Origin of the sequence: Chitinophaga sp. XS-30 (genome assembly GCF_008086345.1) — a bacterium.
Taxonomy (GTDB): domain Bacteria; phylum Bacteroidota; class Bacteroidia; order Chitinophagales; family Chitinophagaceae; genus Chitinophaga.
Window position 1 is genome coordinate 5,222,404 of the sequence record NZ_CP043006.1, and the last position, 26,140, is coordinate 5,248,543.

The window sequence follows — 26,140 nt, forward strand, 5'->3', positions numbered from 1 at the left end:
TATTAGATTGAACAAGTGATATGCCGCATGGGCCAACATGTAGACGAACTTTTACTGGAATACATCAAACAGGATGACCACAAGGCGTTCGAGGTGCTTTTTGTAAAATATTACAGGGAGCTGCGCGATGTGTCCTTTTACTACAGCAATAACAGCGAGGATGCCGAAGAAGTAGCCGCTGATGTGCTTCACCAGATCTGGCAGAAGCGCAGGGACATTGTTATTGAAAAGAACATCCGGGCATACCTCTGCACGGCCGCGCGCAATGCTACTTTCAATGTGCTGCGCAAAAAGATCCTCATTGTGGAGGAACTGAGCGAGCATATAGAGAATGCATATTATAACGATGCGGCGGGAGCTTTCCAGGTGAAAGATTTTGAGCAGGAGATCCGGCGGGCGCTGGAGCAGCTGACGCACCGGCAGCGGGAGATCTTCCGGCTGTACCGGTTCCATGATTATACGCCCGCGGAGATCGCGCAGTTGCTGAAGCTGACGGAAGGCACCGTTAACTTCCAGCTGCATAAGGCCAATAAACGGCTGAAAGAGTATTTCAGGGTATTGTTTTCACATTCCAGGCAAACCTTCTGACGTGAGCATCGAACCATCAAATATAGACTGGGGCCTGGTGTACGCCATCCTGGCCGGGGAAGCGGACGAGGCCCAGGAAGCCCGGTGGAAGGAGCTGTTCCTTTCTTCCGAGGCCTACCGCCAGCTGTACGACCAGCTGAAACCGGCGTTCCGGGAAGCCGAAAAGAGCATGACCTTCGTCAGGCTGCAAGCCGTTTCAGCACTGCATACAGGGCCGGAAACCGGCCCGGAGAAACCCCGGCGCTGGTCCAGGCGCTCCCGCGTGAGAGCCGCATCCCTGTTGACGATGCTGACCGTGCTTTTTGTGATCTTTCCGCAGAGCAAACCGCCGGAAGAGAAAGCCGTGACCTGGCAGCAGATCAGCGCGGCGCCCGGACGGTCCACCGTCATCACCTTCCCGGAAGGCTCCACCGTCCGCCTGGCCCCCACGAGCAGCATCCGGTTCCCGAACGAGTTCGATCCCGCCCGCCGCGAGGTATTCCTCACCGGGGAAGGGTATTTCAACATCACGCGGGACAGTGCCAGGCCATTTTTTGTGCATACGCAGCATATCAGCACCAAAGTGCTTGGCACGGCCTTCCAGGTGCAGCAGGACAGCGCGGCTCAGGTACGCATCACCCTCGTGGAAGGAAAGGTGCAGGTGCAAAGGGACTCCTCCACACTGGCTACCCTCCAGCCCCGGCAGGCATTCACCTACGATGCCGCCGCCGGCAACTGGGAGATCAGGAGCATTTCATCTGCCGAAGCGGGCGTTCTGGCGGGTGGAGGCATTGTTTTCGAAGCAACGCCGCTGCAGGAAGTAGCCTTGTTGCTGGAAAAGTATTTTGACATGAAAGTACAATTCAGCGACCCGGCCCTCGGCAAACTCCGTTTCACATCCATGTTCAGTCAACCCTCGCTGACCAGCATTCTGCAGGCGATCAGAGCATCCAATAAAATAGATTATACGATCAGGGACAACACCATTTTGTTTATCAGAAAAAAATAATTCACTACCATGAAATCAAGAGCATGTTACGCTGCAGCCAGGCGTACAGGGTGGCTATTGCCCGTATTTTTACTTTGCCAGCTGGCTGCCATCGCGCAGGAAAAGCAGCTGAGCGACTACAAGGTTTCCCTGCAATTGCAGAAACGGCCGGTGAAAGAAGCGCTGGCCAGCCTGCAGGAATCTACCGGACTGGTGTTCACCTACTACGATGAAGACATCCGTACCGCCCCGCCAGTGAGCATATCCGTACAGAACACCTCTCTGGATGAGGTATTGCAGCGCCTGCTGGCCGGCCATCATTTATCCGCGCAACTGGCCGGCAGCAAAGTGTACCTCCGCCCCTACCAGCAGCAACAGGCACTTAAAAGCGGTGTCATCAAAGGTGTGGTGCGGGACAGGAGCAACCGCCAGGTACTCCCCTACGCTACCATCCGCATCAAGGGCACATCCGCAGGTGCTACGGCGGACAAGGACGGTATCTATATCATCCCTGATGTAAAACCCGGAAAGCTCCGGCTCTCCATAGCCTACCTCGGTTTTGCCACCATCGAAAAGGAAGTGCAGCTGGGAAGCGGGCAGACCATCAATGCGGATTTCGACCTGGAATCCCTCACCAAAGCGCTCAACGGCGTAACCATCACGGGCATACGCCGCGGCGAGGTGAAAGCCCTCAATTCCATGCGCAATGCGGATAACATCAAATACGTATTATCACAGGAACAGATGGAAAAGTTCCCCGACAACACCGTTTCCGAATCCCTGCAACGTGTGCCGGGTGTGGCAGTAGGGTACAGCTACGGCGTAGCCAGGGATGTGATCATCCGCGGTCTTGACCCCACCCGGAATGCCGTGCAGATGAACGGCAACCGCGTACCGGCCACCGAAACCCAGTCCAGAACAACGGACCTGAACGGTGTATTGTCCAATACCGTTGAATCCATCGAGATCATCAAAACCCTTACGCCCGACCGGGATGCGGATGCTACCGGCGGCGTGATCAATATCATCAGCAAAAGCGCACAGGAGGAAAAACCTACATTGACCGGTAAAGCGCTGGTGGGTTACAATGGCCTCACCGGCAAACCGAACTACGATCTCTCCGCCTCCTATGGCCGGAAAAAGAACAAATTCGGCTACCTGTTCAGCGCCAGCTACTTCGTTTCCACACGCGGGCAGGACAGGATGGATATTTCCTATTCGGATTACGAGCTGGACGGCACCGAATACCGCAAACCGGAAAGCATCACCTATGAAGCGTTCCATATCGACCGTAAGAACCTCGGCCTTACGCTGGACCTGAATTACGATGCCGGTAAACATACCACGCTGTACCTTCGCACGAATTATAATAAATACTACGAGTTCCAGTACTCCGGCAGCGTTGGCCACAGTATAGACGAATACGATTCGCCGACACATGTAACGGATATGACCATCTACCGCGAAGGCCGCTGGAGAGACTATCACCGCGATATTTTCAATGTGAACTTCGGCGGCAAGTCCCTCGTGAAGAACTGGCAGGTGGATTATGATGTGAACCTGAACAAGGGCCTGTACGATCAGCCCAAATACTGGAACGCAGGCTTCAATCTCCGTGGGCAATCCGCCACGCTGGACCTCTCCACACCCGATCTGCCGGTGATCAACTACGACAATGATGCCGCGCGGGACATGAGCAATTTCACTACCCGCAATTACATCAACCGTCACGAAAGAGTGGACGACAGGGATGCCCAGGCTACCTTCAACGCCCTGCGCAAGATCAACCTCGGCAGCAGCAAAAGTCTGGATGTGAAGTTCGGCGGCCGTTACCGTTACAAGACCAATGAACGTTTCCGCAACTACTACAACCATGTGCTGAAAACCGGAGAGCCCGCCTTCCGCCTGTCTGACTACAACTCTTCCTACCAGCGGAAAGAATTCCTGAACGGTTTCACGCACCTGCAGGGATTCCCGGAAACCGAGATCATGGAACAGTACTTCCGGGACAACGGGGACAAATTCGAGGATGACCCTACCTATACCCGGCAGAATACAGACCCGGATTCTTACAACGGGCATGAAGACCTCGCCGCGGCATACGCGATGGGCACATTACGCATGAACAAGCTGGACATTGTGGCCGGTGTTCGTTTTGAACGCACTTCCTTCAGCTATAAAGGCAATCAGGTGCTGCTGGACGAAACGGGGAAATATATTTCCACCACAAAGATCGACCATGCCAATACCTTTCATGGCCTCTATCCTTCACTGAACATCAAATACAAAATTTCCTCCCGCACGAACATCCGCGCAGCCGTCACCCGCTCCCTCACCCGCCCGAACTATTACGACCTTGTTCCCTGGAAGGAGATCGAGAGAAGAAGAAAACGGATCAATCAGGGCAATCCCGAACTTGTACAGGAAAGAGCCATCAACTACGATCTGATGGGTGAGCACTATTTTGCTTCCATCGGCCTGTTGTCCGGCGGCGTGTTTTACAAGGATGTCAGGGATGTGCTGTTCGACTACTCTTACGTTCAGCAGGGCGGCGAGTTCGACGGCTATCGCATCAATACCGTGAGCAATGGCGCAAAAGGGCGCATCTACGGTATGGAGATCGCATGGCAGCAGCAGTTCACCTTCCTGCCCGGGGCACTGAACGGTTTGGGTATCTATGCGAACTACAGCTACATCCAGTCCAAACTCACCGTACCAGGCATCACCAGCGAACGGGACATCGCTATGCCATCCATGCGCCCGCATGTGGGCAACCTGTCTCTCACCTATGAGAAATACGGTTTCTCCGCACGGATATCCTCTTATTTCTTTGCTTCCTTCCTCTCCGAAGTAGGGGACGAAGCGGCTCAGGACGAGCATGAGAAAGGGCGTATGCAGCTGGACTTCTCCGCCAGCCAGCAGATCACCCGCAGGCTGAAAGCCGTGCTGAACCTCAGCAACCTGACCCGTGCCAAACGCGGTGATTATCTCGGTTCAAGGGAATATCCGCTGAATACGTATGTAGATGGATGGTGGGGAAGCGCGGGCCTGAGCTTCAGGCTGTAATACGGGCAAAAGAGGTTGTCAGCACTTTTGACAACCTCTTTTCCAAACCTCACAATTATTTAACACGATCAGCACATGCAACGCTGTGTTTTTACTTATCTTGAATATATCATGAAGTTCATTCTTTTCTCTTTGCTCTTTACGGTTTCCCTTTCCGCAGCACAGGCGCAAAAATTCTATCCGGCTGCCTCCGTACCGGACAGGATCGTGCTGACCTTTGCAGGTGATCCTGCACGTACGCAGGCGGTTACCTGGCGTACGGACACACTGACGGAAAAAGGGCTGGCCATGCTCAAACCCGCCAGTCCCCATCCGGGACGCGAGGATTCTACCCTTTTGGTGGAAGCAACATTGGAGAAACTGGCGCTTCCCGGTGCGGAAGCCTTTCATCACACCGCGAAATTCACGGGCCTGCAGCCTTCCACGGCATACATGTATCGCGTAGGGAATGGTGAACAATGGAGCGAATGGCTGCATTTCACTACCGCCGCAGACCAGTTAAAACCCTTTTCTTTCATCTATATGGGCGATGCGCAGAACGATCACAAGGAACTCTGGTCCCGCGCCATACGCGCAGCATATACGCAGGCGCCGAAAGCAGCGTTCTCCCTGCACGCCGGGGACCTTATCAACAGAACGAATACCGACCATGAATGGGGCGAATGGTTTTACGCAGGCGGATGGATCTACGGCATGATGCCCGTGATCGCCACACCGGGAAATCATGAATATTACCGCGATGAACAACGCCGGCTCACGCTCACCAAAAACTGGCGCCCCCAGTTCGCCTTCCCGGAAAACGGGCCGGAAGGACTGGAAGAAGTGGCCTATTACCTGGATTACCAGGGTGTGAGGATCATTTCCATCTGCTCACAGGCTTTCCTGCTGAACAAGGCGGACAGCATCAGCCAGGTGGCTTGGGTGGAAAACCTGCTGCGCAACAATCCGGCCAAATGGACGATCATCACCATGCATCACCCGCTGTATTCCTCTGCAGGCGGCCGCGACAATAAATCGCTGCGCGATGCCTTCCAGCCGATGTTTGACAAATATGGCGTTGACCTGGTGCTGACCGGGCATGATCATACTTACGGGCGGGGCATAGCGGAAAGTTCACCGCAATCCCCGCGTATGCCGTTGAAAGGCCCGGTGTACATCACCTCCGTCAGCGGGCCCAAGATGTATGTGCCTTCGCTGGATAAATGGCAGCAAAGGGCCGCCGCGAACACACAGCTGTACCAGGTCATTGATATGGAGGCAGATCATATCGTGTATAAATGCTACACCGTCACCGGTACCCTGTACGATGCCTTCAGAATAGACAAAAAGAGAGGACAGAAAACGCTGACCGACCAGCAGCCTGCTGCCGTGAAGGAAATGGTGGAACTGCCGCCGGCATATCAGCAAAAATTATCCGCAACGGAAAAACAATCATTCGAACAGAAGAAAGAAACCTATCTGAAACGAAAGCCCTGAACCGTTGAACACAAGAGAGCCGCCGCAGCGAAAGTTGCGGGCGGCTTTTTTTATTTACAGTACTCCGCCAGCCGCTCCGCCGCATATTCCGCGCCGAGCTCCAGCGCACGTTTCCAATCCGCGCAGGCCCCTGTCTTATCACCGCTGTTATACTTCGTATTGCCACGGTTATAATACACCATGGCATTGTCCGGATCGAGGGACAGCACTTTGTTGAAATCTTCGGTGGCGGCTTCGTATTCTCCCGCTTCGTATTTGTTCACCGCGCGGTTGATATAGGCTTCCTTGAATTCGGGAGCCAGTTCAATAGCCTTGTCGTAATCCGCCCGCGCCTGCATGACCAGGTAAAGCGAATCTTTCACAATAGCGCGGGAGTACCAGGAGTTGGGGTTCACATCAAAAATGCGGATGGCGGTATTGAAATTGATGGCGGACGCGCTGTAGTTCTTCTGCTGCCAGGCGCTCATGGCCATATTGAAATATTGTTCCAGCTTGCCCTTGGCCATATCCGGGAATTCATCGTTCCCCGCGCCGGCGAAAGTGCCGTATCCTTCCAGCCGGCAATCCAGCTCAAATCCTTTCACAAGGATATCTATCGCCCAGCAGAGCAGATTGTCCGCATCCACCGGAAATTCATTGCTGACACCCTGCAGCTTCCAAAGTTCATCCTTTGGCGCAACCTCTCCCATCACAAAATCATAATTCGAGGCAAACAGCTGCTTCAGCTGTTCCAGTTGCTCCCGGTCACGGGCCACGAAAGTGAAATCGAACACCGCGAGCGCATACTCCTGGAATCCGCTGTCTTTCAGTTTCTGCCACACTTCCGCGGCATATCGTATCTCTGCATTGAACTGTGTAATGAACTGTTCCTGCGTAAAATATCTTTCCTTCGTCATGGTTGCAAATTTATAAGGATTTGTTTCAACTGCAGCACGGCCTTTTCCATATCTTCCACGGGATAACCGGTGAACCCGAACATCAGTCCTTTCGGATGACCGTATTTTATGGAGAAATCATCTACGGGTTGCAGGATGAGGCCCTGTTTCCCGGCGGCTTTCTCCACATCAGCGGCCAGCATGTCCTTTTTCAGCCAGCCGGTGATATGCATGCCGCTGTCACCCGGTTCCACTTCCAGCCAGGGATGCAGATGCTTCCCGATCAATGCCGTCAATTCATCCTGCAATTTTTTATACAGGATGCGCATTTTGCGCAGATGCCGGGCAAAATGGCCCTCCCGCATGAACCGGGTGATAATGGCCTGATCTATCACGGGGTTCTCCCGGTCGATCGTTGTTTTCAGCATCCTGAACCGCCGCGCCATCTCCAGCGTGGGCAGTACCATATATCCCAGCCGCAATGCAGGGAACAGCACTTTGCTGAAGGTGCCGGTATAGATCACCTGGCCAGCGTCATCAAGTCCTTTCAATGCCGGCACGGGCCTTCCGTTGTAGCGGAACTCGCTGTCATAATCGTCTTCCACGATCCACATTTTCTGCTTTGCCGCCCATTGGAGCAGCTTCAGCCTTTCCGCCAGCGGCAGCGTGCCGCCCATGGGGTATTGATGGGAAGGTGTTACATACGCGAATGTTGCGGCAGGGTATGTTTTGATGGCATGGTCGATATCCAGTCCGTATTGCGTCAGCGGCACGGGGCAAACCCTGCCGCCCCATCTTTCGATAGCCATGCTGGCGCCCCTGTAGCCGGGGTCTTCCATCCAGCATTGATCCCCTTTTTTAATCAGCAGCTGGGCGGACAGGTTGATGGCCTGTCTCGAGCCACTGACGATCAGTATCTGTTCAGGCGAACAGATAATCGAACGGTTGATGCGCAGGTAATCCGCCAGCTCATTGCGCAATGGCGCATATCCCTGTGTATCGCCATAGCCCAGGTGGAGGCTGTGAATGTTGCGGTAAACATCCGCTGCAATGCCCGCCCAGGTTTTGAAAGGAAAATGCGCGAAGGAAGGTATGGAGCTCTGGAACGGCAGCAACGGCTCGATGGAAAAGTCCGGTATATACTCCTCGGTTCCCGGCGTTTCTTCCACCTTCGGCGTTCTGGCCGGAACGATGCCGATCTTTGCGCAAACATAGGTGCCATCCCCTTTCCTGCCCTCCAGGAAGCCTTCCAGGATAAGCTGTTCAAATGCCTGGAACACGCTGTTGCGCGATATTTCCAGTTCCGCGGCCAATGCCCTGGTGGCCGGAAGCCGTTCCCCCTCTTTCAGCTGCCCGCTGAAAATGGCCTGTTTGATCTGCCCGTAAAGTTGCAGGAACAGGGGTTCCGCATCGCGCTTGCGCAATTTCAGGAACGGCAACGGTATCTGCGGAGCGGTTTTGCTCATAATGGCCCCTTTAAAATTGTTAAAAATGGCACTTTCTACAATACCAATATACATTTACTTTTGCTAAAATCATCATGACATGAGAATAGCGCTGATCAGTTACGCGGACCAGGGCAAATATGCCGCGGATTCGGTAGAGGACGAAGAGGGCCTGCTGCTGGCTCAGCTCCGGGCTTCCGGCCTGGATGTGCATCGTGAGGTATGGACGGACAAAAGGGTCAACTGGTCCGCCTACCAGCTGATATTGCTGAAATCCCCCTGGGATTATTTCGAAAAGTATGCCGCTTTCTGCAAGTGGCTGGATAAAATAAAAGCGCTCGGCATCCGTATGCTGAACCCCTATCATATTGTGAAATGGAACAGCGACAAACATTACCTGCAGGCGATCGCCGTTGCGGGTTTGAAAGTGATCCCTTCCGCCATCGTTGAACGGGGAGAGCTGCCATTGCTCTCCTCATTTTTTTATGAATTCGGGTGTGACAAGCTGATCGTAAAGCCCTGCGTAAGCGGCGGAGCAAGGCATACCTATACCGTTACGCCGCAGAACCTGGCGGAGCATCAGGCGCGGATCACGGAGCTGTTAAAAGAAGAGGCGTTCATTGTTCAGCCTTACATGACGGAAATAGAAACAGCGGGGGAATGGTCTTTCATTTTTCTCAACGGAAAGTTCAGCCATAGTGTAGTGAAGAAACCGAAGACCGGTGATTTCCGTGTACAGCCGTATTTCGGCGGCACCACTGTAGCCGCGGTACCGGCGGAGGAGCATATTGCCAGCGCCGCTGTTTATGTGGAACGGTTTGCCAAAGGATGCCTGTATGCACGGGTAGATGCCATCCTGATAAACGAAGAACTGCATTTAATGGAACTGGAGCTGATAGAGCCTTACCTGTTCCTGGGCACAGATCCCGAAGGTTATCAAAAATATACGGAAGCATTGCAAAACCTCCTTCTTCATGTTACCATCTGATCAACTGTTCATTTTCATCATGGCGGCTTTCATCATGGTTATCACACCCGGGCCGAACATGATCTATCTTGTTTCCCGGTCTGTTACGCAGGGTAAAAAGGCCGGCGTTATTTCCCTGCTGGGTGTGGCCTGCGGGTTCCTGTTCCATATCGTGCTGGTATCATTCGGGCTGTCCGCCCTGTTGCTGACGGTACCTTTTCTGTACACTGCGCTGAAAACGGCGGGCATTCTCTATCTGCTTTATCTCGCCTGGGAAGCGGTGAAACCCGGCAGCCGCAGCGTGTTTGAGACACGCCGGGAGTTGCAGGCGGACAAGCCGGCAAAACTCTTTGTCATGGGGTTGCTCACCAATGTCCTCAACCCGAAGGCGGCCGTGTTCTACCTGTCCTTTTTCCCGCAGTTCATTCGGCCGGCTTACGGGGATGTGCTTTTTCAAAGCCTCTTCCTGGGGATGACGCAACTGACTGTCAGTTTCATCGTCAACTTCATCATCATTATGCTGGCTGCTAAAGTGAAGGGAATGTTTGCGCAAAATCCGCGCTGGATAAAGGTGCAAAAATGGTTCATGGCCAGCGTGCTGACCGGGCTGGCGGTGAAGATGGCGCTGGATAAAGGAAAATAGCCACTTTTCAGCGGCTATTTTCAAAATGCGGCAGGACGTCAATCATTACCTGATCTGGTCCGCAATATCTTTCCAGGAATAATAATGGAACACTTTTCCGTTGCTCATGGCTACAAACAACCCCTGCGGGAATTTGCTGCCCAGCGGCACTGCCGTCACTTCCGACCCGTCGCTTTCGATGGTGGATACCGGTACTTCCGCCAGCAGGGGATGCTCATTCCCTTCGCGGGGATAGACCATGAAAGTATTGTTCTGCTGGTTGGACACCAGGATGTAACCGGTGGAATCCGTCAGCGGATAGATGGATATGCCTTCATGGTCCGATACAAAACCTTCCTTTCCAAAATGTGCCAGCTCGGTATTGTCCTGCTGATCCGGATCGGCTTTGTATTTGCGGATGCCTACGGTTTCATCTGAACAATACACATATCCCAGTTGATTGTCCACCGCTATCGCTTCTATCTCCTTTTTCCCGCTGTACTGGCCGAATTTGCGCACCAGCGCGGCTTTCACTGCGCCTTTACCATCATCTTCCAGCCGGTATTGCCAGAGATAATTTTCAACGGGCCCGGATTTACGGCCTACAATGGCAAAGATCGCACTGTCCGATGGTCTTTTGTACAAAGCAATGCCCATCGGGTCACGTTCGGTTTCACCGGTGAAGACCTCTATGCCGCCATTATCGAGCGGAAGCAGGTCCGGCAGCGAGAAAATGCGTATCCTGTTTGTTTCTCTTTCGGTGAGCACGGCGATGTCTACCGGGGCGCCATTGAGCAGGAGGCCATAGGCGATATCCACATTATTCGGGCGCTTCAGTCCGGGTACTTTTTTCACGATCTTTCCCTCCAGGTCAAAAGCGTAGAGTCCTCCGTCCGTATCCTTATCCGTTCCGATGATGAGGCTTTTCATGCTATCCGCCGGGTTGATCCAGATGGCGGGATCATCTGTGTCATGCCCCACCTGTTCTGTGATCACCGCGGGTTTCAGGGCGTTTTCCTTTATCGGGGCTTTGCCGCTGTCGCAGGCACTGATCAAAACGATACCACTCAGTAGAATACTTATATTTTTCAACATATTGCTTTATTGTTTACAGGTCAAATTTAAAACCGACGTTATAACGCGGGCGGTAAAACTCCGCCTGCATGGTGCGGGAGGAAACTCCCTGGTAATAACGCAGCGGCTGGTTGGTCAGGTTATTGGCTTCTGCGAACATCCGCAGGTGCTTTGTGAATTTGTAGGAAGCATTGGCATCCAGGAAGAACTGCTGATCATAGTAGGCGTCATCAAAGTCGGAACCGCCCAACTCATCCAGATAGGCCGCGGCATAGTTGCCGGAAAGACGGGCTGTAAAGCGGCTGTTCTCGAATGAGAGGGATGCATTGAACATATGCGGCGCGGTGCCGGGCAGTGTCACACCGGTGCGTTTTTCGCCATCACCGTTGTACACACCGTCTGCTGTGGATTTGGTGTAGGTATAGTTCACATACACACCGAAACCTTTGGCGAATCCCGGCAGGAAGTCCAGCTGCCGCTGCAGCGCCACTTCAAACCCGTAAACCTTTACGTTATCGCCGTTGCGGGCCTGCTTGTAGGTCCAGCGTTCTCCTGCCGGCACAGGGTTCTGCAGGCCGGGGAAGTCTGCCGTGAATTTCTCTGTGGAATACTGAAGATCGCTGTAGGTGTAAATGAAATCGCGGATGCTCTTGTAAAATACACCACCGGAGAGAATGCCCACGGAGCTGAAATAATGTTCCGCCATCAGGTCGAAATTCCAGGCATAAGCCGCTTTCAGTTCCGGGTTGCCGGCGCTCAGCTCTTCATCATCCAGTATGCTGCTTACAAAAGGCGTGATATCGTAGTAGTTCGGGCGGGCAATAGAAGTGGTGGCGGCAAGGCGCAGGATGAAATTATTGGTTACATCGTATTTAAAGCTCAAACCGGGCAATACATTGAGGTAGCTGTTCTGCACATCCCGCTGGCCGGCCAGCTCTTCTTCTTCCTCCACGATATTGCCTGTATAATCGATATGCGTGTTTTCCAGCCGTACTCCGGCGATCATGGAGAGTTTGGACGTCAGGTCCTGGTCCCAGCGTACATAACCTGCAACGATCCTTTCTTTGGCGGAAAAGTTCACGGCCAGGTATTCGGAAGGTTCGTCACTCGCTTCAAACAGGCTGGTATTGGTCAGCTGCTGGCTGCCGAGGAATTTATTGGAGATGAAAGTGCCGGGCACATACTTGCCTCCGGCCTGGAAGTCCTTGCTATCCCACAATACGGTAGGCATGGCGGCCATATTGCCGAAAGGCGTCAGCGGCTCATATTCGTAGAATACGTTCTCGCGTTTTTTATCTTTCAGGCGCAGTCTTCCTCCTACGCGCAGGCGGCCTTTCTGGTCCGGCAGGATGCTGAAGGGAAAGCGCAGGTTCGCTTTCATGCCCAGCTCGTTCTCGCGGGTGAAGTCGTGGTTCTCCGACATGGACTTGAACACGAAATCACTGTTGGCAGCGCCCGGTGCGCTCGCAAAGGGATAACGCGGATCGGCATAATTCAGGGTGATGGGTACATCCTCATTTTCATATTCGATATACCGTTCATTGGGCCGGTCTTCACTGGCGGATGAAAAGCTGATACCCCAGTCGAGGTCCACCTTGCTGCCCAGCAGGTGCTCTCCGCGCAGGGAGTAGTTCTGTACACGCTGATCTTCCAGCCTTCTGTTTTTATTCCGGTTATTATCAATGCCGCCTTTGGTTTCGCGGCTGAGGCTGCCGGTAAAACCCGTGATCTGGTCGTTGGCACCGTATTCCGGTTCGATATCCTTTAATTCGTGGCGGTAGCGGTTCTCGCGGTCATCGCGCCAGTTGTACATCGCGTTCAGGTAGATGGTGTTGGAGGTGTTGATCTTGTAATCGAGCGCGGCAGAAAGGCTTCTGCGGATGCGCTGTACATCGTATTTGCGGATCTGCACTTCTTCCGTGTACACATTCCCGAAATCATCCTGGGCCCATACGGCTTCCACATTATCGGAACCGTAATCATTATTGTTATAGGAAGCGCTGATCACTGCACCGAGCTTGTTCTGAAAGAAGCGGTTACCCAGCACCAGCGAACCGTTATAGAGCGGTTTGCTGCGGATGGGATTGTAGCCGCTGGACAAAGTGGCGGAGAGGCGCGGGCCATTCGGCGCGGCACGGGTGATGAGGTTTACGGCGCCGCCGATGGCGTCTGCATCCATATCCGGAGTGAGGGTTTTGTTCACTTCGATTGTTTGCACCATGTCCGAAGGGATCAGGTCCATCTGCACGCGGCGGTTATCGCCTTCGGCAGAAGGGATGCGGTCGCCGTTGAGCATCACGGAGTTCAGTTCCGGGGCCAGGCCGCGGATGATGATATTACGCGCCTCGCCCTGGTCGTTCTGCATGGTGATGCCGGGAATACGCTTGATGGCATCCCCCACGTTGGCATCCGGGAAACGCCCGATCTGGTCCGCAGACACAATATTGGTGATATTGGGATTGTTCTTCTGCTGGTTCAGCGCTTTGGCCTGCCCCCGCAAACGATCGCCCAGCACGATCACTTCCTTGCCGGCGATACCGCCCGCATTCAGCTGCAAATTCACCGATGTGTTTTTGCCGGCCTGCACCGTCACCTCCTGCGTTATCTTTTCATAACCGATATAGGTGATCTCCAGTGTATAACTCCCGGCCGGCACACCGAGGAATTCAAATTTGCCCTGCTGGTTGGACACCGTATAGTGGTTGCCCGGTTTCAGTTTCAGGGTAGCGCCCGGCAGGGATAATTGCTGGTTCTTATCCATTACGTGACCGGTAACAAGACCGGTGCCCTGTCCAAAGCACAGCATGCTGAGGCAGGAAAAAAGGATTGCTGATAAAATTGTTTTCATTCGGTTCGGTCGTTTTGTTTCGACGAAGCAAAGGTGTTGTTGCCGGGGCTGGATGTCAAATTCCGGGCGTGAACAAAAAGGAAACAGCGGTTAACGGGGCGTGAACAAAGGGGCAACAACATACCTGCAAGTGATTGATTATCATTAAATATCATCGTTACAAAATGTCCGTTAAGAAAATGTTACGCCGTTACAAGGCAGTGGTTTGCGGCGGCGCGAGGGAAGCATTTTCAATGGTAATTTTTATATGGATTGAATAAATGCCGTCAGGCTTTCGCCCTGCGGGAGGTTCAGTTTTTTACGAAGGCGGTAGCGCACCACCCGCAGGCTGTCCTGCGAGATGTTCAGCAAAGTGGCGATATCCCCTGAACCGATATTCATTTTCAGCAGGGCCACGAGGCGGAGGTCGTTGGCGGTCAGGTGGTCGCAGTATGCTTTCAGGCGGTCGAAGAAGGATTGGTGCACCTGCTCGAATATCCCCCTGAATTCGTCCCAGTGCTGATCGTGATTAAAGTTGTGGTTGATCTGGAGCTGCAATTGCTTCAGTTGCTTTTTCTGATCTCGTTTATCATCCCGCACCATTTGTTCGAGCTGGTTGTGCACTTCTTCCAGCAGCTGGTTCTTGCGGATGATGTGGAGCGTGTGGGCGCTCAGTTCTTTTGATCTCAGCTCCAGTTCCTGTTTGAGGTTTTGCTCCAGGGCTTCGCGATGTTCGAGTGCGCTGCGCATCTGTTCCTGTTCGCGCAGATGGAGCAATTCCGCATTCCTGATCTTGAGGCGCTGGCGGCTGATCACAAGCAATGCGAGGGCCACCAGCAGCAAGCCCAGGATAACGATGGCCACGGTAGCTTTCCGGGTATTCCGCAGGTTTTCTATCTCCCGGTCTTTCTTTTCCATATCGTACATGGTTTGCAGGAGCGCCAGTTGTTTGCCGCTTTCGGTGGAGTAGATGTCCAGCAGATGGAAGCGGCTCAGCTCGAGGTATTGGTAGGCGCTGTCCGGTTGCCGGAGGAGGTGGAAGCCTTTGGCCATATCGCGGTAGGCGCTGCTCAGCTGGTATTGCTCACTGGTCTCCCGGGCAAGCGCTACGGCCAGGCGCGTTTGTTCCAGCCCTTCGCGGTAGCTGCCTGTTTTGCGCAGTATATCGCCGAGGTTGTTCAGTATCTCGATCTTCGCCAGGCTGTCCGTATTCAGTGCCAGCGCATGCCCGAAGTAGTATTGCGCGGAATCGTACTGTTCCAGGTCTTCATGAATGCTGCCCAGGTTCTCAAATATTTTGGCCATGCCGCCGCGGTCGGCAATTTGTCCGTATCCGCCGAGGGCCATCCGCTGGAAATAGAAAGCGCTGTCGTACAACTGTTGTTTTTCGTAGAGATGGCCGATCTTGCCATAGGTCACAGCCAGGCCCGCGTTGTTGCGTTGCTGCCGGTAGATCCGCAGCGCTTCGTCGTATTGCGGGCGGGCCAATGCCGGCTGGCGGTTATAATAATACAAGGTACCGATGTCATTGAGGTTTTCGGCCAGCAGCATATGCTGCCGGGTTTCGCGGAAGAGCGTTCCCGCCTGCAGGTGGTAATCCAGGGCCTGGGGGTAATGCCCGAGGTGATAGCAGATGCGGCCCATCTGGCGGAGGGCCAGTGCGGCGGCTGTTTTGTCCTTTGCCCGGCGGTAAGCTTCTTTTTGCGCCATAAAAGCCGAGTCCGAAGCCGCCTGTTTGCCGAGATTGCTGAAAACCAGGGCAGGTTCCTGTTGCGCCTGCAGGGTTGTAACGGCCAGCAGGAAGATGGTGGTGATAAAAACAACGCTCCGAATCATGACGCAAAGGAAGGGGTTTAATGTTATGTTAGTGTTAAGCAAAAGAAAACCGCCCCCGTTTCCGGAAGGCGGTCTCTCTATTATTGATCAACAACAGGTTGCCGTTATTTCAGGTCAACCGGTATAAAGATGAGGGGCGTAGGCAGGCAGGATGCTCCCGGTGGGGAGTAGGTGAGTTTTATCGTTTGTTCTTCCCCGTTAGCGGCCGGTTCGAACACCTGTATCAGGATGGCTTCGGGAGCTGCTTTTGTTACCAGGCGGTCCGCCGGCAGCTGAATGATCCCTTCGCTGAATTTCCCTTTGCTTACGACCATGGTATTGGCCATACCGCCGCACCATTGGTTATTGCCGCTGCGGGAGTTCCAGGTCACCAGTGCCAGGCCTTTGCCGTCCGTGCTTTTCCATTTCATTTCTATGTTGTACATCACGCCGTAGTTACCGGCAAGCTTGGCGACCTCCGGCCTTCCGTCCATTTTTCCTTCCACCCAGGGATCTTTATCGCCATCCGCCAGGATGATCTCCATTGTGCCATTTCTGGTATCGTAAACGGAATCCGTGATCACGCGGTAATTGCTTACGCCGAATACGCCCCGGCCGGCGTTCTGGCCTTTGGGGGGAATGACGTTGGTGATGCGTTGCAGGGCTTTGGGGCCGCTGGTCTTCAGATCGGTCTGAATAACGCTGATCTCGCCCGGCTGGTCGATCACAAACTCGTAAAAGCCATGCACCAGCTCATCATACTTCACCACGTTCTTTTCCAGTTGCTCATCGATAGCTATAGCCTGACCGGGTTTTACGGTACGGACCTTCTTTTGCGGTGTTGATGCAAAATAATCCGCCAGGCCCTGTTTCCCGATCTGGTAATAATTGGTGCTGGGTTTTTGCGAGGCATATTTCAGCATGCGGATGTGCATGTTTGCCGTGCCGGTATTTTTGATAACCGCGGTAATGCGGCGGTCGATCTTCTCCGGCTCCTTTACGCCGTTGACATTATACACATACAACCTTACAGCGCCGGGCTGTACTGCTTCGTGCAGCGCAATACCCTCGGGAATGCGGATATACTCGGGATCGTCCGCGATCAGGTACTGCGGGCCCGGCATCACTACCTTCCGGTATGGGATATCCGGGATCTTTTCGGTCAAAAAGCCCGGCAATTCTACGATGCTCCCCTGTTTCGTACGAAGGATAGCGCTGTTCAATTCCGGTTTCAGCTCCTGCGCCTGTGCGCCCAGTGATATCATGGTAAAAGCGAACAACAGCGGCTTCCAGTTTGGTTGTTTCATTTTATGCTTGTTAAGTTGACAATCTGTATGAACGTGGTAATTGAAGGAATTTAAAATACTCGTCAAACTTAATAATAATTTTTATTAATTAACTCATGTTTTTAAATAAATTATTTAATTTCTTCCCCCAAAGGGAGGAAGGTGACGCATGCAGAAATCAAGTATTATTATTTATCTTTATGTGAAATATTCGATCATCCGGATGCGGGCAGCAAAAACCCGGCCTGCATCCCTGTAGAAAAGAACTATCCTAACCTATGAGGCCTCTTGCATTAACTGCACTGGCAGTTATTTTATTCTCCATATCGCTGCCTGCAAGAGGCCAGTCCCCCCTACCATTGAACCAACCGGACTCCATGAGCTTTGCCATGAAGGAAGGCGCCTACCTGGGGTTCCGGCAAGTGAACCTGAGCATGGGGGAGATCGGCTTTGAGGTGCTGGTCATCAGTAACCTGAAGGGAAGGTCGGACGCCCGGCTGGAATTCCGGATAGACCAGCCGAAAGGGCGGAAAAGCAGGCGTATTGGTACGCTCCGCATCCCTGACACCGCGGATACGACCTATGCGATCAAACTGCAGGGAAACCTGCGTAACGCCATGGGCGTGCATGACTTGTACCTGGTCGCCAAAGGCAGCGGAGCCTTCAGCATTACCGGTTTTTCCTTTATCCCCAACTGGTGGCGGATAGATTGAGCAGCTTACAATCAATCATCCCGTTGACTTCCGTCATCGTCAGACCTTTTGCTCCCCCGTACCTTCACATCATGAAGCCGGTATGATTAAATAGTCATTAAAGGCTCCATCTGACCCGTAAAGATTACATATGAAAAAGATCATAGCTGCCCTTGACGGCCTGAGGCTTAATCAGACCACCATACAAACCGCCATAACACTGGCCGGAGATATTAAGGCCCACCTGGTAGGCATTTTCCTGGATGACTTCACCCGGAATAGCTTCAGTATGTACGAGGTAATAGAAGGCGGGGAATTCTCGGAGAAAAAACTCCGGAAGCTGGCGGAGAAAGACCGGCAGATCCGGGACCTGGCCGTGAAGGATTTCGAACTGGCCTGCCAGGAAGCCGGCATCCAGTATTCCGTACGCCGGGATACTGCTATCGCCCTGCAGGACCTGCTGAAGGAAAGCATTTATGCGGACCTCCTGGTGATCGGTTCCCGGGATTCATTCAGCCGGATAGAGGAACCACCGCCCGCCAGGTTCCTGCGGGACCTGCTGTCAGCAGTGCAATGCCCCGTGCTGGTAACACCTGAAAAATATACGCCCATCAAAAAAGTGGTGATGCTGTATGACGGCGCACCGGCTTCCGTATTCGCCATCAAGATGTTCACCGGCATTATGCCCCGGGAGTTGCCGGTAGAGGTGATCACCGTAAAGGACGACAATCTGCACCTTCCGGAAAACAAACTGATGAAGGAATTCATGAAACGGCATTGCCCCCGTGCCACCTACAAAATACTGAAAGGGGAAGCGGAAAAGGAAATACAGCACCATCTGCTGGAAGAAAGCCCCGGTTCATTGATCGTACTGGGGGCCTATCAGCGCAGCGCCGTTTCCCGCTGGTTCAGGGAGAGCATGGCCGATGTACTGATCAGATCGCTGGAATCCCCGCTTTTTATAGCGCATAACAAGTAATAAGAAGAAGACGATGCAAAAGAGGAGAAATTACTTAAAAGTACTGGAACAACTAAAACTGGAAAATATTCAACTGAAGCAAAGGCTTACCAACGCCTTGAAACTGGATACCACAAAGGATTTTCTGGATAGAGCGGAATACCTGCAATTGCAGTTCCTGCAAAATGACCAGGCACTGGCGCTGTTGCATCACGACCTGGTGATGCTGTATCAGCAATATAAGCCTAATGGTATACAGATGGAAACCCTGGAGCAGGACCTTTTAAGAATGAAGCAGGAGCTGGAACACATTAAGGTGCTGTGCGGTGATCTGCCGGATAGCAGCTAAAAACGGCGGACGGAGGCCATAGCAGCAAGCGCTGCCAGTGAGCCGGCCGGCATATCCCGCTCAGTTCACCATTTCTTTGAGGCGTTTCCGTTCCAGCAGCAATATCTCCCCTTCCCGGATATTGATCAGCTTTTCATCCCTGAAATCCCCCAGTGTGCGGATCAGTGATTCTTTGGCAACGCCTGCTACCGCTGCCAGGTTATCCCGGCTGATATCAATGCTGAAGGAATCGCTGTTATCCGTATTATATTTCTTGTCCAGCACCAGCAAAGCGTCAGCCACTTTCTTCCGCAGCGAGTTATAGGCAATCCCCAGCAGCTGTTCTTCTTTCTCCACCATGTTTTTTGTGAGCAGCTGCATGAACTTCCGCAGCACAGCGGCATCGCTGTTGATCAGGTCTTCAAAATCCGTTTTCGGGATCAGCGCCAGCTCGGCATCTTCCATGGCCTCGGCACTTTCCTGATAGATCCTGGACTCCAGCAAAGTGGTGTAGCCGAGATAATCGCCTTCATTATACAGGCCGGTGATCAGTTCTTTACCGTTATCATGCCGTTTATAGGTTTTCACTTTGCCCCGCAGTACAAAATAAAGGTAGGAGGCGTGGTTCCCTTCCGTGTACACGACCTGTTTCTTTTTATAGGTATTGGTGTTCCGCTCTTCCTTCAGCGCCGCCAGCTGATCACGGCCGGTGGCAACGGACAGCAGGGAATTGAGCCCGCCCAGCCCTTCGGACAACTCTTCCCTCAGCAGGGCCGCTTTTTTAATACGGCTTTCTATGGCCTGCAGCAGTTCCATGGCATCGAAGGGTTTGGTAATGAAATCATCCGCCCCCATTTCCATACCCTTCCGCATATCCGACCGCTCGGTCCTGGCCGTCAGAAAGATAAATGGCGTGCTGTGCAATGCATTCCGCTTGTGCAGCATATGCAGTACGCCGTACCCGTCCAGCACCGGCATGGTAATATCGCAGATGATCAGGTCCGGTTTATGCTCAAAGGCCATGTGTACCCCCTGCATGCCATCTGCGGCGGTCAGCACTTTGTAGTTGGCCATTTCCAGTATCTCGGCGGTATTTTCCCTGATATCCGGGTTATCTTCTATAAGAAGGATAGTGTTCATATCGGTTCGTCAGTTTTTAAAGTCACGGTAAAGGTGGTGCCCTTGTTTTCCTCGCTTTCGCAGGTGACGGCGCCGTTCATCAGCTCCGCATATTTGGCAACGATGTGCAGCCCCAGGCCTGTGCCCTGTATATTCGTTACGTTGGAACCGCGGAAAAAGCGCTCGAAGAGATGCTGCCGGTCTTCCGGGGATATCCCCAGGCCTTCGTCTTTTACCTGTACCATAAAACGGCCGGGGGCATTTTCGGTACGCACCCGGATCGTGGAGTTTTCCGGCGAGAACTTGATGGCGTTGGACAGCAGGTTGAGCACAATATGCTTCAGCAGCCCCTGGTCCAGATGCAACATCTGATCCCCGCTATGCACATAGTCGATCTCCTGCTGCTTTTTGCCCAGCTCCTTCATTTCATGTACGATACCTGTAATATGTGCTTCCACATTGAATGTGGAAAGCCGTACCTGTATCTTCCCTTCTTCTATCTTGCCGACGGAGAGAAAATCGTTGAGGATATCCGTCAGCATATTGACGGAAGACACGATACGCTGGATGTGCTTCTCCCGCTTGGGCTGCTCATCCGTATGTTCGTATTTGGAGATCAGGAAAATGGAGGACAGCACTGTGCTGAGGGGCGTTCTGAACTCGTGGGAAGCCAGGGACACGAACCTTGATTTCAGTTCGTTCAGCTCTTTCTCCTTTTTCAAGGCATTGCGCAGTTCCGTGTCTTTTTTCTCGATCTCCCCCATTTGGCGGTTAAGCCGGGAGACCATTTCCGAAAGGCTTTCCGTACGCTCCGCCACTTTCTGCTCCAGCGCGGCATTCAATTCCTTCAATGCATTTTCGGATTCCTTTCTCAGGGAGATATCGCTCACGAAGGCCACCACATATTGGCCGTCTTGTGTCTTATTTGTGCCGAGGCTGATCTCTACGGGAAATTCCGATCCGTCTTTCCGTGTGGCAAACAGATCGAAGCCAATGCCCATCGGGCGGCTGTGCGGGTGCTGGTTGAACTTTTCACGATGATGTACATGGCGATGCCCGTATCGCGCGGGAATCAGCTTTTCCACCTTCTGCCCGATCAGTTCATCGCGGGTATAACCAAATTGTTTCAGCAGAAAAGGATTGGCCAGCACAATACTCCCCGAAGGGTCTGTAACGAGGATACCGAGTGTGGCATGATTGAACAATACATCAAACCCGATATGACCATTTTCATTGACAGCTTCCATGAAACCAAATCTACATTTTTTTTTATCGTGACGGGCCTCATATATAAAAAAAAACGCCGGAGAAGAATCTGCGGCGCTATCCGTATCTTATGAAAACACTAAAAGACAATTTGTATGCCCGATAGTGCAAAGATGGTCATTCAACGGGATAGAAAAGCTGATGAGGATCATCAGGGAAGATGATATTCCTTACATATGCTGCCGCTGCCACTTTCTTTCAATAGAACCGGGCGGCTTTTTTCAGGATACTGCCGATGGTCCTGAACGGGGGCGGCTTGTCCGGATCGATCATCATGATCTTCATTTTTGCCCGGGCTTCCTGGATCAGCAGAGGGTGATCGATCCGGTGGCCCTGTACAATGCCGATGTAAGGCTGCTGTGTCTTTTTATGCATCCAGAGATAGCAGAACATTTTGCCTTTATAGCAGAAAACAGGCATTTTGTACTTCCATTCTTCGGTGATGCGGGCATCAAACTGCAGGATGTATTGTCTTAGTGCTATAAGACAGCCTTTGGCAGGCTCTTCTTTGTAATGATAAAATGCGTCTATGTCTGCTTTCATGGAGAAGGGGATTTCCCGCAAGATAATGGCTTTCCGGAAGTTATGCTACAGTGTTGTTACGGGAAAGCGGCCTTCCCGCGGGATGTTTGCATTACAGCCCGTTCTTCTCCCGCCATGCGGCCTGCAGCTTCGGAGGCGCGGCGCCATACCAGGCGCTTTGAATGGCGTTGGAAAGCATCGCTTCCTCCACTTTTTGCAGATCAACGGTGGTCCAGCCCTGCCGCCCCCAACCGCCTTCAACGGGGAAGAAGCTTTCACTGTCCGCCTGGCAGAAAGCCGCCTGCTCCTGCGGGGTAAAGCCAAAATTGGCGCGCCGCTCCTGCTCCCTCAGCGTGGTGAATATCTTCCGTTTGGTCCGGAAAGCCGGGTGGCCCCAATGCAGCACTTCCTCCACTTCAGGGAGAGAAAGGCAGATCCGGCGGAATGTGTTGACAGTGACCATATCGCAAAGGTAAACATCCGCCGGCCATCCGGAATTGTAAGAATGCGACATTGATCGTAAATTGGTTGGAAATATCCTGATAGATGAAACGTGTTAAAGCATGGCAGTCCCCGAATTTCCGGGATGGCATTTTCCAGAACCAGTCCCCCACCAGCCTGATGTCCCCGGATGCATCGTATTTCAGGCTTTTGCTGAAGTTCTTCAGCAAAAGCAGCACGGTTTATCCCCCGGAACCGTTGCCTGCCGTGCGGACGGACCTGAAGGCCCTGCCGGCCGGGAACCCGGTCATCGTGTGGTTCGGCCATTCCTCCTACCTCATTCATCACAATGGTTTCAATATCCTGGTAGACCCTGTGTTCAGCGGGTACGCCTCCCCTTTTTCCTTTCTGGTGAAAGCCTTTCCCGGCTCAAACATCTATACGGTGGACGATCTCCCGGAAATCGACCTGCTCATCATCACCCATAATCATTACGATCATCTGGACCAGCAGACCCTGCGCCGGCTGCAGCACCGGGTCAGGAACGTTCACACCGCGCTGGGCGTGGGGAAAGACCTCGTAAAATGCGGGATAGCGGCCAATCTCATTACGGAAATGGACTGGTGGGATACGGAGGAAGTGGATGACGGCATTTCGTTAACGGCAACGCCCGCACGGCATTTTTCCGGGCGGGGGCTTAAACGCGGCGGATCGCTCTGGGCCTCCTTCGTGCTGCAACTGCCCGGAAACCGGATATATATCGGCGGGGATTCCGGGTACGACAGTCATTTCAAAGTCATCGGCGAAAAATACGGCCCATTCGACCTGGCGCTGCTGGAAACCGGGCAGTATAATCCCGACTGGCCGTACATCCATATGAGCCCGGAAGAGGCAGTGCAGGCGGCGCTGGACCTGGATGCCAACATCATGCAGCCGGTGCACTGGGGCAAATTCGCCCTGGCCTACCATCCCTGGAACGAGCCGGCCACGCGTGTGGTAGCCGCCGCGGGAGCACAGGGAATGAAGATCACTACGCCCCGGATCGGGGAACCGGTGATCCTTCGGGACAATACGCCTGATGAACGCTGGTGGGAGAATTTGAAAACTTTTGGAAATTTGAAATAATGCGCTACATTTGCACTCCCTAACACGGAATGCCCAGATGGCGAAATTGGTAGACGCACTGTGTTCAGGTCGCAGCGCTCGCAAGGGTGTGCTGGTTCGAATCCAGTTCTGGGCACCTTACTGGAAAAGTCGTAAATCTCTCGGCTTTTCCAGTTTTTTTTCTCCCCTAACGCTTTATTGATCAGGTAGATACATTGGACGACCGCGTTGATCCGCGTAGTTCGAAAACCTGTACCGTGAAACACCAGATTTTCCGGGTAAATCGAACTGATCAACCGCTTTTTCTTTTCTGCATTTGCTTTTTCATAAGCTTCATCCAGTTTGCATAATGTAAGGATGCCTTGTTTAAGCAGGCCGTTCACGTCATCGCGTTGCGTGGCAATAGTGGATAGCTGGCTTTCCAGTGCGGCCAGCTCATCGTTGTATTTCTTTTTCAGGATGCGGAAGTCGTCGGCATCAATATCCTCCTTTATAAGCAACTCCCTAGCCTTGTTCATGGCAGTTTCAGTGGCGCGTATCTTTTTCATGATCTCCGATTTACCTGTGGCTCCCGCCTGCATCTTCTTCCGGTATTGCTCGTATATGATGGTTTGGTACAGCCCGGCTATTTCCTGTTTTGGAATGTATTGGGTTAATTCACCTTTCAGGCGATCTTCCACCAGTTCCGTTCGGAAGCGCACACCACAACGGGCATTGCAATGATAATAGGTATAATAGGCGCTGTATCCTTTGGATTTGCTGGCGGTAAGCAGCTTGCCGCATTGGGGACAACAGAGGATACCCCGCAATGGAAATTCTTCCCTTGTGACGATCTTCGGGCGGTAGGTATCCCTGCTCCGGCCATCGATCACGTCCTGTACCCGGTTGAACAGGTCTTCGGAGATCAATGCCTCATGCTGGCCTTTCACAAAACAGCTTTCCTCATCCTTATATTTAGGAACGAAAATCTTCCCGCAATACACCGGGTTACGGATGATTGACCAGAAGTGCGCACGGCATATATTCAACCCTTTTTGCTTTGCCTGCTGGTACACCTGCAAAGTGTTGAAGCGGCCTAAGGACAGTTCTTCAAATGCCCATTTCATAATATCAGCCTCCGGTTCTTTGATAGCGATGTACTTTCTGCCTTGTTCGGTGATGCGGTTGGCATAACCCACAGGCGCCTGTCCCATCCAGCGGCCTTCCTTTCTGGCACGGCGCATGCCGTGCAGGGTATTCAGCGCCCGGCGGTCATTCTCTACCTCCGGAGCGGCGAGATAGAAGGCCAGCATCATTTTGTTTTCCGGTACGGTGAGGTCCAGCGGTTGCTCAATGGCCTGTGGTTCCACGCCAGCCTTGTAGAGCAGGCTGATCATCTGGTAGGCATCCCCGGCATTACGGCTGAAACGATCCCATTTGGTGAACAGCACCAGGTCAACTTTGTTACGTTTGCGCCTGTAATCCAGCAACAGGTTTTGCCATTCCGGGCGGTTGAAAGTTTTGGCTGAATGATCCTCAAAAACAATGCGACGGATCAGGAAGGATTTCAGTTCACAATATTTTCTCAAACGCTCTTCCTGATCGCGTTGAGAATAGCCTTTTTCAGCCTGTTCATCTGTACTGACACGGATATAAAGGTCAACAGTTTTCATAAGTCTTCTCTTGTAAATAATTATCGATCATAATGTCGGCAATATCCCGTAAAAAATCGAGCATAGCTTCCGCTTGATGCAGGGACATTTCCATACCTTGTTCCTTTAGCATCACCTGTACTTTTCCTGCCGTAATTTTTCCTTCATCCGCGTAATCCATCCTGCACCTTTTGTTATCTTGTTCAACCCGTTCATTACACCTGTCAGCAGCCCTTTAACCGGAGCTGATGAAAGAAGAAAAGAAGTTCTCTTTCGCAATAAAATTGTGTGGGATGATGGTGCAGCAAATACGGGTATGCTATCAAAAGCTGGAAGGAAAACTGGGAAGAACTAACCGTTTTCTTCGACTTCCCCATTGAGGTCCGTCAAATCATTTACACTACAAACCTGATCGAAAACCTTAATGGAAAGATCAGGAAATACACTAAAAACAAACTCTCTTTCCCCACGGATGAAGCGGTGCTTAAATCCGTTTACCTGGCCTTACGGGAGGTGACAAAGAAATGGACTATGCCTATTAGGAACTGGGGCGTTGTCCTCCATCAGTTTTTAACTATTTTTGAAAATAGAATCAAGTTATAGGTACAAATACGAAACTCCGATTTTTGAAACTTACACAGTTAATGAGATAGTGCCTAAATATATCTACTAACATTATTACATCTTATCTTTAATTCTTTCCCGATGTTGTTTTCCCCATTTCTCCATAGCTACCAAAACTTCAGTAACACTATTACTATATTCCGTAAGTGTATATTCTATTCTTGCAGGATAATCATCATAGACTTTTCGGGAAACTAACAGATTTTCTTCCAGATGCCTTAATTCTTTCGATAAAACACGATTTGTAATTTTCGGAATTGATTGCAAAATTTCGTTGAAGCGATTGTGTCCGTTATAAATAGAAATGATAATAGGCAGTTTCCATTTACCGCCAAGTACAAAATGTGTGTCTTGCACAAATTTTATTTTATCCTGAAAATTCCACTCTTCTTCTTTTCTAAGCTCTTTCATTTTAAGTATCCTTTTGTATACAGGTAACAAAAGTAT

General features: G+C 52.1%; 22 protein-coding genes, 1 tRNA gene and 2 pseudogenes. 12 read left to right on the plus strand and 13 right to left on the minus strand.

The window, feature by feature from the left end:
* Window positions 1–27 precede the first annotated feature (27 nt).
* The 4 genes from FW415_RS21000 (at window position 28) to FW415_RS21015 (ending at window position 6,097) form a co-directional block, all read left to right on the plus strand.
* A complete protein-coding gene (locus FW415_RS21000; RefSeq protein ID WP_148388939.1) occupies window positions 28–588 on the plus strand; it encodes an RNA polymerase sigma factor in 561 nt (186 codons plus the stop codon).
* Window position 589: 1 nt separating this feature from the next.
* Complete coding sequence (locus tag FW415_RS21005; RefSeq protein WP_148388941.1) at window positions 590–1,576, plus strand: FecR family protein; 987 nt, start codon at window positions 590–592, stop codon at window positions 1,574–1,576.
* A gap of 9 nt (window positions 1,577–1,585) precedes the next feature.
* Window positions 1,586–4,621 carry a TonB-dependent receptor gene (locus FW415_RS21010; RefSeq protein WP_148388943.1) on the plus strand — a complete coding sequence of 1,012 codons (3,036 nt, stop codon included), beginning with the start codon at window positions 1,586–1,588 and terminating at the stop codon, window positions 4,619–4,621.
* A gap of 75 nt (window positions 4,622–4,696) precedes the next feature.
* Window positions 4,697–6,097 (plus strand): metallophosphoesterase family protein, encoded by a 1,401-nt coding sequence (locus tag FW415_RS21015; RefSeq protein WP_148388945.1) that lies wholly within the window; start codon window positions 4,697–4,699, stop codon window positions 6,095–6,097.
* A 50-nt stretch (window positions 6,098–6,147) separates the two neighbouring features.
* Here FW415_RS21015 and FW415_RS21020 read toward each other — a convergent pair whose 3' ends face one another.
* Both FW415_RS21020 and FW415_RS21025 read right to left on the minus strand, forming a co-directional pair.
* On the minus strand, window positions 6,148–6,993 hold the full coding sequence (locus FW415_RS21020) for a tetratricopeptide repeat protein (protein WP_148388947.1): 846 nt from the start codon (window positions 6,991–6,993) through the stop codon (window positions 6,148–6,150).
* Window positions 6,990–8,438, minus strand: a complete 1,449-nt coding sequence (locus FW415_RS21025) for a PLP-dependent aminotransferase family protein (RefSeq protein ID WP_168208922.1) — start codon at window positions 8,436–8,438, stop codon at window positions 6,990–6,992. The genes FW415_RS21020 and FW415_RS21025 overlap by 4 nt, the downstream gene beginning before the upstream one ends.
* Window positions 8,439–8,517: 79 nt before the next feature.
* Between FW415_RS21025 and FW415_RS21030 the strand changes: the two genes are divergently transcribed.
* Window positions 8,518–9,405: a RimK family alpha-L-glutamate ligase gene (locus FW415_RS21030; protein WP_148388951.1), complete on the plus strand. Its 888-nt coding sequence runs from the start codon at window positions 8,518–8,520 to the stop codon at window positions 9,403–9,405.
* Window positions 9,392–10,027 (plus strand): LysE family translocator, encoded by a 636-nt coding sequence (locus FW415_RS21035; RefSeq protein WP_148388953.1) that lies wholly within the window; start codon window positions 9,392–9,394, stop codon window positions 10,025–10,027. The genes FW415_RS21030 and FW415_RS21035 overlap by 14 nt, the downstream gene beginning before the upstream one ends.
* A gap of 45 nt (window positions 10,028–10,072) precedes the next feature.
* On the opposite strand, the gene FW415_RS21040 is transcribed toward FW415_RS21035, so the two are convergent.
* The 4 genes from FW415_RS21040 to FW415_RS21055 all read right to left on the minus strand — a co-directional run bounded on the left by FW415_RS21040 (window position 10,073) and on the right by FW415_RS21055 (window position 17,029).
* Window positions 10,073–11,101 (minus strand): phytase, encoded by a 1,029-nt coding sequence (locus tag FW415_RS21040; protein WP_148388955.1) that lies wholly within the window; start codon window positions 11,099–11,101, stop codon window positions 10,073–10,075.
* 13 nt (window positions 11,102–11,114) lie between these two features.
* Window positions 11,115–13,928 (minus strand): TonB-dependent receptor, encoded by a 2,814-nt coding sequence (locus FW415_RS21045; protein WP_148388957.1) that lies wholly within the window; start codon window positions 13,926–13,928, stop codon window positions 11,115–11,117.
* 243 nt (window positions 13,929–14,171) lie between these two features.
* Complete coding sequence (locus FW415_RS21050; RefSeq protein ID WP_148388959.1) at window positions 14,172–15,743, minus strand: tetratricopeptide repeat protein; 1,572 nt, start codon at window positions 15,741–15,743, stop codon at window positions 14,172–14,174.
* Window positions 15,744–15,847: 104 nt separating this feature from the next.
* Window positions 15,848–17,029, minus strand: coding sequence for a copper amine oxidase (locus FW415_RS21055; RefSeq protein WP_210420757.1), 1,182 nt, complete (start codon window positions 17,027–17,029; stop codon window positions 15,848–15,850).
* 257 nt (window positions 17,030–17,286) lie between these two features.
* Here FW415_RS21055 and FW415_RS21060 point away from each other — a divergent pair, with 257 nt between their 5' ends.
* The 3 genes from FW415_RS21060 to FW415_RS21070 all read left to right on the plus strand — a co-directional run bounded on the left by FW415_RS21060 (window position 17,287) and on the right by FW415_RS21070 (window position 19,007).
* The gene (locus FW415_RS21060; RefSeq protein WP_148388961.1) at window positions 17,287–17,721 is read left to right on the plus strand and encodes a carbohydrate-binding protein; all 435 of its coding nucleotides are present in this window, start codon (window positions 17,287–17,289) and stop codon (window positions 17,719–17,721) included.
* A 130-nt stretch (window positions 17,722–17,851) separates the two neighbouring features.
* A complete protein-coding gene (locus FW415_RS21065) occupies window positions 17,852–18,679 on the plus strand; it encodes a universal stress protein (RefSeq protein ID WP_148388963.1) in 828 nt (275 codons plus the stop codon).
* Between the two features lie 13 nt (window positions 18,680–18,692).
* Window positions 18,693–19,007 carry a hypothetical protein gene (locus FW415_RS21070; protein ID WP_148388975.1) on the plus strand — a complete coding sequence of 105 codons (315 nt, stop codon included), beginning with the start codon at window positions 18,693–18,695 and terminating at the stop codon, window positions 19,005–19,007.
* A 60-nt stretch (window positions 19,008–19,067) separates the two neighbouring features.
* Here the strand turns inward: FW415_RS21070 and FW415_RS21075 are convergent, their stop codons facing one another.
* The 4 genes from FW415_RS21075 to FW415_RS21090 all read right to left on the minus strand — a co-directional run bounded on the left by FW415_RS21075 (window position 19,068) and on the right by FW415_RS21090 (window position 22,407).
* Window positions 19,068–20,126 (minus strand): response regulator, encoded by a 1,059-nt coding sequence (locus FW415_RS21075; protein WP_148388977.1) that lies wholly within the window; start codon window positions 20,124–20,126, stop codon window positions 19,068–19,070.
* Window positions 20,123–21,352, minus strand: a complete 1,230-nt coding sequence (locus FW415_RS21080) for a PAS domain-containing sensor histidine kinase (RefSeq protein WP_148388979.1) — start codon at window positions 21,350–21,352, stop codon at window positions 20,123–20,125. Before FW415_RS21080 ends, FW415_RS21075 begins: the two co-directional genes overlap by 4 nt.
* A 217-nt stretch (window positions 21,353–21,569) precedes the next feature.
* On the minus strand, window positions 21,570–21,914 hold the full coding sequence (locus FW415_RS21085) for a DUF1801 domain-containing protein (protein ID WP_148388981.1): 345 nt from the start codon (window positions 21,912–21,914) through the stop codon (window positions 21,570–21,572).
* Between the two features lie 91 nt (window positions 21,915–22,005).
* Complete coding sequence (locus FW415_RS21090; protein ID WP_148388983.1) at window positions 22,006–22,407, minus strand: MmcQ/YjbR family DNA-binding protein; 402 nt, start codon at window positions 22,405–22,407, stop codon at window positions 22,006–22,008.
* A 32-nt stretch (window positions 22,408–22,439) separates the two neighbouring features.
* On the opposite strand from FW415_RS21090, the gene FW415_RS21095 reads away from it, so the two are divergent.
* Both FW415_RS21095 and FW415_RS21100 read left to right on the plus strand, forming a co-directional pair.
* Window positions 22,440–23,459 (plus strand): MBL fold metallo-hydrolase, encoded by a 1,020-nt coding sequence (locus FW415_RS21095; protein WP_148388985.1) that lies wholly within the window; start codon window positions 22,440–22,442, stop codon window positions 23,457–23,459.
* Between the two features lie 31 nt (window positions 23,460–23,490).
* Window positions 23,491–23,574: transfer RNA gene (locus FW415_RS21100), tRNA-Leu, on the plus strand.
* A 733-nt stretch (window positions 23,575–24,307) separates the two neighbouring features.
* On the opposite strand, the pseudogene FW415_RS25800 reads toward FW415_RS21100, so the two are convergent.
* Both FW415_RS25800 and FW415_RS25075 read right to left on the minus strand, forming a co-directional pair.
* Window positions 24,308–25,090, minus strand: a pseudogene (locus tag FW415_RS25800) (recombinase family protein); the annotation flags it as partial.
* Window positions 25,077–25,250 carry a hypothetical protein gene (locus FW415_RS25075; RefSeq protein ID WP_168208923.1) on the minus strand — a complete coding sequence of 58 codons (174 nt, stop codon included), beginning with the start codon at window positions 25,248–25,250 and terminating at the stop codon, window positions 25,077–25,079. The gene FW415_RS25075 and the pseudogene FW415_RS25800, both read right to left, overlap by 14 nt.
* A 128-nt stretch (window positions 25,251–25,378) precedes the next feature.
* On the opposite strand from FW415_RS25075, the pseudogene FW415_RS21110 reads away from it, so the two are divergent.
* Window positions 25,379–25,672, plus strand: a pseudogene (locus FW415_RS21110) (transposase); the annotation flags it as partial.
* Between the two features lie 75 nt (window positions 25,673–25,747).
* Here FW415_RS21110 and FW415_RS21115 read toward each other — a convergent pair.
* On the minus strand, window positions 25,748–26,104 hold the full coding sequence (locus FW415_RS21115; protein ID WP_148388987.1) for a helix-turn-helix domain-containing protein: 357 nt from the start codon (window positions 26,102–26,104) through the stop codon (window positions 25,748–25,750).
* Window positions 26,105–26,140 lie beyond the last annotated feature (36 nt).